This window comes from Shewanella vaxholmensis (assembly GCF_031932135.1).
GTDB classification, from domain to species: domain Bacteria; phylum Pseudomonadota; class Gammaproteobacteria; order Enterobacterales; family Shewanellaceae; genus Shewanella; species Shewanella hafniensis.
In genome coordinates this window covers 85,294-96,400 of record NZ_JAUOEV010000021.1, presented here as the reverse complement: position 1 = coordinate 96,400, position 11,107 = coordinate 85,294, and the positions used below count along the sequence as shown (strand labels likewise).

The following is an 11,107-nucleotide window of genomic DNA, read 5'->3' as shown; positions in this document are numbered from 1 at the left end:
TTTCAACCTGCTGTTTAACAGGCGGTAAGTATAGTGCTAGCTATTAGTGTCGTTTGCGGAAAATCACAATCGCAACGGCCACGACGGCTAAAATCATACAGTACCAAGCGTGTGATACCGCAGCCAATGGGGTGATGCTAAAGGTCGAGGCGATCAGTAGGGCTTGTGCGCCATACGGGATCAAGCCTTGGATAATACAGGCGAAAATATCGAGGACGCTGGCGGCACGTTTTGGGCTTACACCATGTTTCTCGGCTAAGTCTTTAGCAATATCACCGGTCACAACGATAGAAACCGTGTTGTTGGCCACACAAGTGTTAGTCACTGCGACTATGCCAGCCATACCCAGTTCTGCGGCGCGGCATGAGGCTTCACCTTGTGCCTTTGAAAAACGCGTGATCAGCTTTTCAATCTGTTTGCTCACAAAGGCGAGACCACCTTGTTGCTGCATAAGTGCCGCTAAACCACCGACCAGCATAGACAGAATGAAAATCTCCTGCATATTGCTAAAGCCAGCATAAATATCTTTACCGAATTGGATCACGCCGTAATCCATAGTAAATAGACCCGTAGCGCCCGCTAATAAGATACCTAAGGTTAAGACCACAAATACGTTCAGACCCGCCACCGCTAAGATCAAAATGGTCAGATAAGGAATGACCTTAATGAGATCGATGTTCTGCGTCGCTAATTCCGCCTGGCCTTGGCCTGCAAATACAAAGGCAATCAAGGTTAGCAGTGATGCTGGGATAGCGAAAATCAGGTTTTCACGGAATTTATCTTTCATATCACAGCCTTGAGTACGGGTGGCTGCAATCGTGGTATCTGAAATAATCGATAAGTTGTCACCGAATAGTGCGCCAGACATGACCGCACCTGCCATCAGGGCATAGTCGATTTGCGCTTGGTCGGCCACGCCGAGGGCTATGGGTGCGACAGCAGCTATGGTGCCCATTGAGGTTCCCATGGCTGTTGCGATAAAGGCCGCAATCACGAAGAAACCGGGTAACAACAAGTTTGATGGGATCAGTGATAAACCCAGAGCAACAGTGGCATCGACGCCGCCTGTGGCTTTAGCGACCGCTGCGAAGGCGCCTGCTAATAGATAAATCAAACACATCGCAATAATGTTGCTGTGACCAATACCGCCAATAAAGGTATCAATCGATTGATTCAATTTCTGCTTTGATAAAATCAACGCCAGAATAATCGCAGGTAAAATGGCGATAACGCTCGGTAATTGATAGAAGGCAAAGTCGACACCTTGGCTTTGGAAATACACACCCGCGCCAATGAAAAGACCAAGGAAAACAAATAATGGCAACAGGGCAATGAAAGATGCCGGGCTGTGCTGTGTTGCTGGTGTTGGATTGCTCAAATGTTATCTCTCTTTCGCTTAGAGTTCTTTCCGCTGGTTCCTTAGCAGTCAAACTCGCTTAAATTTAGTGTCGCTTCGGCATCGTATCTTAGCAACTTGAGGCAAAGCATATTTGATCCCCACCAACCTGTCAATTTAGACGTCTAGATGTTTTTACTTCCGTTGTGATCGCTAGGTTATTAATTGGTTGTATAAGATGAGGCTTAGTCTGTATTTTAATTTGTAATCAATGCATTAACAGTTTGCATTCAGGTTAAGTTAGAGGTTTTTTATCTGATTTAGAGTGTATTGCAACTGAATGGAATAGCGTGAAATTTAAGCTGTGGCCCGGGGTGATGGGATAAGTTGGCTATTTATCGCCCTTATTTCCCTTGAAGCTTTGATGCACTGAGTGAGTGTCGATATGAGTTTAGAAGGCGAAGTAGATGAGCGGATCCATCGAGTTAAGTTCATTTTTATTGCTTATTAGCTTGCAGCGCTCGTTTAGCGGCCTAATCAGGTTCATATAACAAAATAATATTAATTAAACCTTAACAATCAATTCATTGTTTTCAAATGTAAAAAAGTGTTAACCGCATAAAAAACCTATAAAACACTAATGATAACGATTTGCGTTGTACTAGAGAGTTTAATAGAATCCGCACAAATTATGTTAATAACTCTTTGGGGCTTTGTTTAAATGCATACATCTTCTCGCCATGGCTTGAGTCTCGTAGCCGTCTCTTTACTGACTTTAGGGTTGAACCATACTGCGATCGCCGGTGAAGATTTATTCGGTTATGTCAAAGGCGCTGAAGCTATGCCTAAAGACGCCATCGAACTGTACCAAAAGATCACCCTGCGTAATGATAAGGGTCAAGGCACCTACAGAGGTATTAACTACGAAACTGAATTCGAGTATGGCCTAACGAATAAACTGGCGGTGTCAGCTTCTGCTAAGTTTATGTCCTTAGACACCAGTGGGCTTATCATCGATGGTTATTTGCCGGCAGAGAAAAAAATTGGTTTTCAATCCTCTGGCGCCGAAGTTGGCCTAAGCTATATGTTTTTAAGCCCAGCCAAGGATGACATAGGTTTGTCGATGACAGCCTCCCTCGACTACGACTGGATTGATGTGCATTCTGGTCAAGACAAAGACACCTTGTCGTTAGATCTTGGTCTGCAAACCCAAAAATACATGCTCGAAGGTGAGTTAATTTGGGTGGGGAACTTAGGCATGGAATCAACCTATGCCGACCGTGCGCCTATCGCTAATCTACCAGAAGACTTCGAATGGTCGACGGATCCAGAGATGGAACTGGAATTGAAAATGGGCACAGGCTTAAGCTATCGTTTCGCCCCTAATTGGTTCGTTAGCGCCGAAGTGCTTTTTGAAACTGAATTTGAAACTGAAATTGGCCAAGAACGATGGTCCTTCTTTGCTGGCCCTTCATTGCATTATGGTAGTGCTGATTGGTGGGCGACGCTGACTTGGTTACCACAGTTAAGTGGCGGTGGTGAGCAGTACCAAGGTCAGCGCGATACCAGTTTGCATCTGATTGAAAAAACAAAACAAGAAATCAGATTGAAGGTCGCATTTAACTTTTAATCTAGGTTCAATGAAGGCTGTTGCAGCGAATGTAATAGGCTGCACCGCCAGAGTGAGCGCCAAGGATGGCTCGTTTTTATTCCATATTCACTAACATTAGGTATTGAAATGGCGCAGACATATTGGAATAGCTTGTGGTTTATGCCCATGGTCGTGGTGACCGCGCCCGCTTTTGCTGCTGACTATTTAACGGTTGCACAGGCGCAGGCATTGATTTTTGATCAAGCGGCCGTATTTAGCGAGCGGCCAACTTTATTGAGCTCAGATGCGAAAGATCAGATCAAAGATTTGTCTGGCGTGCGTCAGCGTCAAGATCAACAGCCGATTTGGAAAGTGGAGAAAGACGGGCAATTTCTCGGTTGGTTTATGGTTGATGATGTGGTCGGTAAACATGAATACATTACTTATGCCGTTGGGATTAGCCCGCAAGGTGAAGTGTTAGGGTTAGAAGTGTTGAGTTATCGCGAGACCCATGGCGGTCAAGTGCGCGAGGCCAGTTGGCGCCAACAGTTCCACGGTAAAACACTGAACGATCCCTTTAAACTGGATGAGGATGTCACCAATATCAGCGGCGCAACCTTGAGTTGCCGTAATTTACTCGATGGTGTGAAGCGTCTGTTGGTTATTCATCAACTCTTCCTGTCACAGACGGCATTATCGTGATACGTCGCGCTAAACCCTTACTCGGGACTTTGGTGGAAATTGCCGCCGAGTCACTGCCACATTCTGGCAGTGAGATCCCACTTGAGGATAAAGCCTTAGAAGCCGCGATGACAGCGGCTTTTTCACGTGTGACGCATATTGGTCGGTTACTGAGTTTTCATCAGCAAGACAGTGAGTTAAATCAGCTAAATCGCCAGCCAGGGACATGGATTCGTGTAAGCCAAGACAGTTTACGAGTGCTCAAGTTAGCTAAGTGGCTAGGCAAGGCGAGCAACAACTTGTTCAATTGTACTGTCGGCGGGGAAATGATGTCCCGCGGTGCTTTGCCTGCCTATCTTGGTATGCCTTTGTTATTGCAAGGTGAGTGGCAAGATATTGAAATAAAAGATAATCAAGTACGATTAGCTAGGCCACTCATTTTAACCTTAGATGGCATAGCCAAAGGTTATGCGGTTGATATGGCGGTGAGTGAGCTGCGCCGTGCGGGCGTTGGCGGTGGTTGGGTGAATGCCGGTGGCGATTTAAGAGTCTTTGGCAGTGCCTCTTTAAATGTACTCTGCCGCGGCCCAAAGGGATTGAGCCAAAAGATCTGCGTTAGCAATATGGCGCTGGCAAGTTCGCGGGTGTCACAAACTTTAAGCCATGATTATCCTGCGTTATTACTGCCCACGGGCAATGTTACTGATGTGAATATCGATCTTGAAAGTGAACGTATTGTCAGTGTGAGTGCGCCCTTTGCTTGGCGCGCCGATGCGTTGACTAAGGTTGCGGGTTACCTAAGCTCTGACTCCGCCGCTGACAAAATTGCTCACTTAGGTGGTCGATTAGTCAGTTTTGAATAATCATTCCTTTGGTACTATTTGCAGTTTTCCTTACTGAATTTACTAAGGAAAAGCTGCGTTATGAGTGTATAACATTTTCCTATGAAGAAATTAACTGGCTATCCAAATTGGTTTTTTTGGCTAATCATTCTTACCATTAGCGTCACCACGCTCACAGGCTTGTTTATGCTGCCTTGGGTGATGGAGTTTAAGTTGCAGTGGGAAGTGGATTTTGGCCTCAGCGGTGAACTACGGTTACCCGCAGTGGTGATGCATGTGTTGTTAGGTTGGTTACTGTTGATGCTACTTGGTGCACTTTGGCACAGTCATATTCGGGCAGGATGGCGTAAAAAATTGAACCATTGGAGTGGCTTAGTGATGTCACTCAGTCTTATCACCTTAGCGTTAACGGGTGTGGGACTGTATTACTTGAGCTCAGAATCAACCCAACTGTTTGCCAGTTTATTACATATGTTTTTGGGGATGTTATTGTTTTCAGGTTTTGTTTGGCATTATTACCATGGCCGTAAAATTCGCGTTCAATCCCTTAGGCGTCACCGTAGCTGATAAGTTTTGCATCAAAGCCCAATTTGAAACCCAATTCAAAAGCATTCGATTAAAAATCCCATGTTAAAACACATTAAAAAGAGTGCCTAATTGGCACTCTTTTCGTTTTAGCTGTTTGTTGCTAGCGGCTTGTCATTAACCGCTTGTCGCTAACTATGTGTCGTTAGCAACCGGCCAGTTTAGGCGACTTTAAATCGCGCCACTTCTTTTTGTAGGTTACTGCAAATAGCCTTAGTGTTGACGACGATTTGTTGGGTCTCTTGAATGACTAAGTTGCAGTATCTTGTTTTATCGGATAATTCAGTCAAGTTACGGTTAATTTCTTCGGTTACATGGGTCTGTTCTTCGGTCGCCGTTGCCGTTTGAGTGGACATCTCGCTGACCTTAGAGGTGGAGTTTAGGATTTCATCCAATGCATCTTGGGTTTGGCTGGCGAGGGTGACGGTCGATGTGGTCAGGCTGGCGCCCGATTCAATGCTTTTAACTGCATCATTTACGCCGCGTTGTAACTCTTCAATCATACGCTGAATATCTTGGGTCGAGGTTTCGGTGCGACTCGCCAGTGTACGCACTTCGTCGGCGACTACGGCAAAGCCACGGCCCTGTTCGCCAGCGCGCGCCGCTTCAATAGCCGCGTTAAGGGCGAGCAGGTTAGTTTGCTCAGCAATAGAGCGGATCACATCAAGTACAGAGGCAATATTGGCTGAATTGACTGAGAGTTTTTCAATAACAGTCACGGCATTCTTAACCGATTCAGACAGTTGCTGAATATGATTAACGGACTGGGCGAGGATATTTTTACCTTCCACCGTTTGGTCGTTCACCTTAGTGATTTCGGTCGCCGTGTGTAGGGCATTGCTGGCGACTTCTCTTACGGCCGCACTCATTTCATTGACTGCTGTGACTATGGTATCGACAAACTGCTCTTGTTCATGGCTGATGTTGATTGTGGTGGTGGACTTAGTCGCAAGGCTTTCAACGGTGTGGCTCACATCCTTAGTTTGACCAATAATCGAGATCACCATCTGCTGCAGTTGTTCTACAAACAAGTTAAAGGCATGGGCAAGCTCACCGATCTCATCTTGACGTTTGATCGGGATCCGCTGGGTTAAGTTACCGTCACCATCAACAATGTCATTGATCCTGCTGGTGATATCTTTAATGGCATTAACGATGATTTTAGGGCCAAAGTAGGCAATCAACAGGGCGACTATGGCCACTAAGCTGGCTACGGTGAGGGATATTTGGGTTTGGGTGGTTGCCTGTTCAGTTGCTTGTAAGTCCAGCTCTTTTACGCGGTTATCGGCCGCTTCCCCCGCCGCATTGTAGATGTTTCTTAAGGCCTTAAACTCTTGCTTGGATTTGGTCTCGTGAAGCTGTTTCGCCCGCGCAAAGTCGTTACTTTTGACTGCGTTAATGACTTCCGATGAGGCTTGATACCAGAGGGAAAATTGCGCTTCAAAGCCATTGGTGGATTGCAGTACGAGCAGGTGATCTTTAAGGATTTTTTTAAACTCGCCCATTCTGTCACGGGTTTGGTCGACGTTTTCTTGCCAGTTATCAATTTCACTCTTGCGATTCTCGGCTGATAATTCTTCCCTCAATAACACTTCTTCACTGAGCTGTGCTTGGTAAAGATCGCGGTCTGCATTGAGAATTGCCGAAATCGCAGGATTAAATAACTGACTGAACTCTTGCATCTGCTTTACCGTCGCACGGCTTTGCATGGCGTCTGTGACGGCCATAACAATGAGCGCTGTCGCCATAATGGCAAACATCAGTGAAAACTTAACGCGAATACTGTTAAACATAGGAGTATCTCCATTAATAACCTAATAAATAGCTTAGCCGTTATTGATGAAATTGCTTTTACATGCAGTAAATTGCGATGGGATTCTGGGCGAAGTTTTGTGCCCATAGAAAGAAGATGAATAGCCCCGACTGTGCAGCCAGGGCTTAGGTGTTTAGCTTAAATTATTCGGGGCAAGCGAAGGTGGGGATGGCTTTTGGCTTAGGTTTTATCTGCACTAGCATGACGCCAATAATGACCATAGAGCCGCCAATGTAATGATAAATGGCCAAGGTTTCATCTAGGATAATGGCCGCCAGTATCGCCGCAATAATCGGCATTAAATTAAAGAACACGCTGGTGCGATCGGCGCCGAGTTTGCTTATGCCATTGATCCAAGCCCACGGCGCGAGCAGCGAGGCCGCAATTGCCGCATACAGTATTAGTGGTGCCGATTGCGTGCTGATCGCCATACTCGGGCTACTGAACAGCAGTGGTGTCAGCATGAATACGGCTATGAGTCCTTGAATATAAACCGATTCCCAAGTGGGCAGTGGTAATTGCCAGCGTTTTAGTAATACACCATAGAGTGCATACACAAAGGCGCTGAACAGCAATAACAAGTCACCTTGGGTGACGCCGATGGCAAGATTCATCATATCGCCGTGGCTTAACATAAAAATTAAGCCAACGAGCGAGATCAGTGTGCCACCAAAGGCTAACGGCGACAGCTTCTGTTTGAGTAAGGGAACGGCTAAAAACAGGCTGATCATAGGCACGAGTGAGGTGATCAATGCCATATTCGTCGCCGTGGTGGTGGCCGCGGCAAAATAGGCCAGACTCTGGTTGAGCACCATACCTAGCATGGCCAAAGTCGCGAACTTAGGTAACAGTGGCAAGATCACTCGGCGCTTTTGCCACACGCGACCCGCGACAAAGGGCGTTAATAGCAACATTGCAAAAAACCAACGGTAAAACGCTATGGCTTCAGGATCGATAATCCCAAATGAGAGTTTATTAACTATCGAGTTACCCGCCCAAATGAAAACGGCTAATAGGGGAAACAAATACAACATGATTTTGCCTTTCGATACTGGTTTACGTGGCTGGACATGAGTGAATAGGCATAAGCGACTGAGTCTACATGGCTAAAACTGAGTAACTCAGAACGAGAGACTCTGCTTACTACGTATTACTTATACATCCAGATAATCATTGCAGGCAATTATCCATGGTCGGTTATGATATAGATATCGCTTATCAGACAAGGTCAGTTCCTCGGCGGACAGAGTGCTATGGGATGGAAAAATCGCTTGAGCGCGATTAAACCAGTGCGATTAAATCTGGATTGCTTGAGTGCTATTAACCAGTTGAGTGCTATTGAATCAGAGAGTGTATTGAGCTAGAAGGCTTTAAGGACAGACAAATGCGTACGGTTTATCATCCCCTTACGGCAGAGCAAGAGCCAGTTGCGGATATTTTCTTTAACTATGAAGCTTTCTTGCCAAATACGGTAACGCCAAAACATCAACATGTTTGGGGACAACTGCAGTTAATCAGCGGTGGCATCATGGAGTTACATGCTGCAGGGCAACGGTTTTTATCTCCGTCGCAATATGCAATTTGGGTGCCTGCGGGGATAGAGCATGAAAGTTTCACTCGGCGTAGCATCCATTATTGTTCGATGAATATCGTTGCCGAGCGGGCTGCGGCGTTTCCCCTAGAGACTTGTTTGTTAGCTGTGACTCCTATTGCCCAATCAATCGTAAACGATCTGCGGGAGCGGCAAGTTAGAGTGGCAAACTCGGCAGCGGATAAACGGCTTGTTGAGGTTTTGCTCGATCAGCTCACTATCGGCCAAGCTCTGCCGCAATTTTTGCCCACAGTCTCAGATAAACTGTTACAGCCGTTGTTGCTGGCACTCGAAGCCGACCCTGCGAGTCCTAAGACCTTTAAATCTTGGGCCAATGAATTACATACCACAGAGCGTACCTTAGCCCGTCGTTGCCAAGAGGCGCTGGGGATGAGTTTTACCGAGTTAAGGCAAAGGCATAAGTTTATCTATTCATTACAATTGCTGCGTCAGGGGCTAGCTATTAAAGAGGTGGCATTAACGCTCGGCTATAACCAAACCTCACCTTATATTGTGATGTTTAAAAAGTATGCCCAGTGCTCGCCGGAGCAGTATCGCCGTCGATTGTGATGGCGCATAGACTTATGTTGAAAAATGACCTCTTATTAATTCGAACGCTAGCGGATGTTGTGAGGCGATAAGCGGATAAAACCGAGAAATAAAATAGGGTGCCAAAGCATTTAGCACCCTATTTTCGGCCTATTTAAAGAGAGGATTTAAGGGTTTTTACATTGGTGGATAAATTAGTCGGATGCTTTTTGGCGGTTCCGTTTATCCTGACGCTTCTCTTTTAAGGTTTTCATTGGCGGTTTTTTGTTTTTTTCTTTACTCATAGATATAGACTCCAAAGTGAAGGTCACTATCCGGTTCCGCGCCGCAATTCGGTTCCGATAGTTGGGCTCAATTTTTATTTCAGGCTTAAATTGAGTCGGTTAATTTATAAAGGACACATAAAACGTAATTTAACGATGAGGTGCCGAACCTAAACCTCTTAACCCCTTTGCTGTTTTACCTTAAAGCGCTGCCATGACTTAGTGTAAATAGTGGCAAAAGGCGTTAATTTCAGTGTTAAATTAATTTAATGCCTGTCTTTAATAAATAACGCGGCCAGTTAATGACTTCAAAATAACATTCCTTCTTATCCTATTATGTTGAAAGTACCGCTAGAAGCCGCCGCTAATAGCGAGTTGAAGTATGTTGTCACGGAGTAGAACACACTATATCTTTAATTACGTCATCTAAAACGGCTTAACACTTGAGTAGATTCAGTCAACATAAATCACTAAAAGCCATTAGAAATAACGCTGCTTAAATCAGCTGGCTACTTAGCTTTTTTAGGTTTTTTCGCTAGACTGACATCTTTAATCATAAACAGCACTGGCTTGCCTAAAATACTCACTTCAGCCAACTCGCCCTTAGATCGCCCAAGCAAGCTTACGCCTAAATCGGATATAACAGAGAAGCGTCCTGCACTGGGTTTATGCTTTGGTGGATACACGAGCTCAATTTGATACTCCTGTTGATCCTGCAGATTAACTAAGCCGATCTCCCGCCCCACAGTCACTTTATCACTCGCCACATCATGCTTGAGCTGCTCAAGTTTGCTAATCACGCCTGCCAAAGCAGTTGGGCGCAGGGAGGCATTAAAACTGTTCTGTAAATAATAGGTTTCGGTTTTTAGTATAAAATTCTGAAATAAACCGCTAAAAAAGGAATATGCCATTTCCGCCTCTGAAATAACCAAGTAAAAGTGCAAGCAAAGAATTTAAAAAAGAGGAATAACTGGATTCAGTGCTTATTTAACAAGAGTATTAAAGTTTTGCCGAGCGCGAGTGACGCTCGGCTTAGACTGGGAATTTGAGTGAGAAGCGGAATGATTTAGCCAAGCAGCAGGTTAAACTAAGTGTGCTCGCTAATACATGGGGAAATAGTGATGAAAATGCAGTGCTAAACATAGTTTTACATCTCCAGTCAAAAAGTGTGTGTTATGGGTTGCTTTTTTAAGCGCTCAATATGGCAAATAATGTAAAGTGCTAACTAAGTAAAGTGCTAATTAAATAAGCCATGTTTACTTGGTTGATACCATAGGCCAAGTGAAAAAATAATGCAAGCCCAACCAGGTTTATATTGCTGAATATACTTATCTACAGAAATATGTATTTAACACTAAATTAACTTTGTTGGTGTTGATGCCAATCTTAGTCAATTTAATCCTAGCACGCGTAAAATAAATCGAGCACTGATGGGGTTAGCGATGAAATACCCATTAAGTAAATAGCGCACTAATTCACTAAAGTTGCTCATTCAAATAAAGTACTCATTCAATAATGTACATTCGAATAATCCCTTAGCTCGGTGATTATAATACTTAAGTATATTTTAACGCTATGCTATGCAAGCTAACTGAATTAAGCCTTAATGTGTGCGTTTAAATGGTAAATATCGGGTATCCGCTTAGGTGGTTAATCCCGCGCCTTTTAATAGTATTTTAATGCACATGGAGACGAGGAACAGGCAACTGACGCTCGTGCACCAAATGAGCACTAACCAGCCGAGTCGATAGCTGAGGGATTTAGTTGGGGTCGTCATGTTTATCTCCAGCATGTGTAAAGTTATCTAAAGTGAATTAGCGACCTAAGCCAAATTAGCTTAGGTCGCGTTTTGGGAA

General features: G+C 44.7%; 10 protein-coding genes. 5 read left to right on the top strand and 5 right to left on the bottom strand.

The window, feature by feature from the left end; all coding sequences use genetic code 11:
• Window positions 1-43 precede the first annotated feature (43 nt).
• Window positions 44-1,378, bottom strand: coding sequence for a Na+/H+ antiporter NhaC family protein (locus tag Q4Q46_RS16965; protein ID WP_107403921.1), 1,335 nt, complete (start codon window positions 1,376-1,378; stop codon window positions 44-46).
• A 679-nt stretch (window positions 1,379-2,057) separates the two neighbouring features.
• On the opposite strand from Q4Q46_RS16965, the gene Q4Q46_RS16960 reads away from it, so the two are divergent.
• From Q4Q46_RS16960 to Q4Q46_RS16945, 4 genes are all read left to right on the top strand, one after another.
• A complete protein-coding gene (locus Q4Q46_RS16960; RefSeq protein ID WP_012090053.1) occupies window positions 2,058-2,966 on the top strand; it encodes a DUF6662 family protein in 909 nt (302 codons plus the stop codon).
• Between the two features lie 108 nt (window positions 2,967-3,074).
• Complete coding sequence (locus Q4Q46_RS16955; RefSeq protein WP_006083955.1) at window positions 3,075-3,629, top strand: FMN-binding protein; 555 nt, start codon at window positions 3,075-3,077, stop codon at window positions 3,627-3,629.
• Window positions 3,626-4,471: an FAD:protein FMN transferase gene (locus tag Q4Q46_RS16950; RefSeq protein WP_006083954.1), complete on the top strand. Its 846-nt coding sequence runs from the start codon at window positions 3,626-3,628 to the stop codon at window positions 4,469-4,471. The genes Q4Q46_RS16955 and Q4Q46_RS16950 overlap by 4 nt, the downstream gene beginning before the upstream one ends.
• A gap of 81 nt (window positions 4,472-4,552) precedes the next feature.
• Entirely contained in the window at window positions 4,553-5,017 is a 465-nt protein-coding gene (locus Q4Q46_RS16945) for a hypothetical protein (protein WP_011845981.1), read from the top strand.
• Window positions 5,018-5,196: 179 nt separating this feature from the next.
• Here the strand turns inward: Q4Q46_RS16945 and Q4Q46_RS16940 are convergent, their stop codons facing one another.
• Window positions 5,197-6,828, bottom strand: coding sequence for a methyl-accepting chemotaxis protein (locus Q4Q46_RS16940; RefSeq protein ID WP_311906552.1), 1,632 nt, complete (start codon window positions 6,826-6,828; stop codon window positions 5,197-5,199).
• 163 nt (window positions 6,829-6,991) lie between these two features.
• Window positions 6,992-7,882 carry a DMT family transporter gene (locus Q4Q46_RS16935; protein ID WP_311906551.1) on the bottom strand — a complete coding sequence of 297 codons (891 nt, stop codon included), beginning with the start codon at window positions 7,880-7,882 and terminating at the stop codon, window positions 6,992-6,994.
• 350 nt (window positions 7,883-8,232) lie between these two features.
• On the opposite strand from Q4Q46_RS16935, the gene Q4Q46_RS16930 reads away from it, so the two are divergent.
• On the top strand, window positions 8,233-9,009 hold the full coding sequence (locus tag Q4Q46_RS16930) for an AraC family transcriptional regulator (RefSeq protein WP_006080441.1): 777 nt from the start codon (window positions 8,233-8,235) through the stop codon (window positions 9,007-9,009).
• A 751-nt stretch (window positions 9,010-9,760) separates the two neighbouring features.
• On the opposite strand, the gene Q4Q46_RS16925 is transcribed toward Q4Q46_RS16930, so the two are convergent.
• On the bottom strand, window positions 9,761-10,162 hold the full coding sequence (locus Q4Q46_RS16925; RefSeq protein ID WP_220590983.1) for a GreA/GreB family elongation factor: 402 nt from the start codon (window positions 10,160-10,162) through the stop codon (window positions 9,761-9,763).
• 731 nt (window positions 10,163-10,893) lie between these two features.
• Window positions 10,894-11,028, bottom strand: a complete 135-nt coding sequence (locus Q4Q46_RS16920) for a DUF2474 domain-containing protein (protein ID WP_006080444.1) — start codon at window positions 11,026-11,028, stop codon at window positions 10,894-10,896.
• Window positions 11,029-11,107: the final 79 nt, after the last annotated feature.

What these genes read in the sequence shown, in the direction of transcription:
- Q4Q46_RS16945 (WP_011845981.1), top strand. Translation starts at nt 4,553, where the DNA reads ATGAAGAAATTAACTGGCTATCCAAATTGGTTTTTTTGGCTAATCATT.
- Q4Q46_RS16955 (WP_006083955.1), top strand. Translation starts at nt 3,075, where the DNA reads ATGGCGCAGACATATTGGAATAGCTTGTGGTTTATGCCCATGGTCGTG.
- Q4Q46_RS16940 (WP_311906552.1), bottom strand. Translation starts at nt 6,828, where the DNA reads ATGTTTAACAGTATTCGCGTTAAGTTTTCACTGATGTTTGCCATTATG.
- Q4Q46_RS16925 (WP_220590983.1), bottom strand. Translation starts at nt 10,162, where the DNA reads ATGGCATATTCCTTTTTTAGCGGTTTATTTCAGAATTTTATACTAAAA.
- Q4Q46_RS16930 (WP_006080441.1), top strand. Translation starts at nt 8,233, where the DNA reads ATGCGTACGGTTTATCATCCCCTTACGGCAGAGCAAGAGCCAGTTGCG.
- Q4Q46_RS16935 (WP_311906551.1), bottom strand. Translation starts at nt 7,882, where the DNA reads ATGTTGTATTTGTTTCCCCTATTAGCCGTTTTCATTTGGGCGGGTAAC.
- Q4Q46_RS16920 (WP_006080444.1), bottom strand. Translation starts at nt 11,028, where the DNA reads ATGACGACCCCAACTAAATCCCTCAGCTATCGACTCGGCTGGTTAGTG.
- Q4Q46_RS16960 (WP_012090053.1), top strand. Translation starts at nt 2,058, where the DNA reads ATGCATACATCTTCTCGCCATGGCTTGAGTCTCGTAGCCGTCTCTTTA.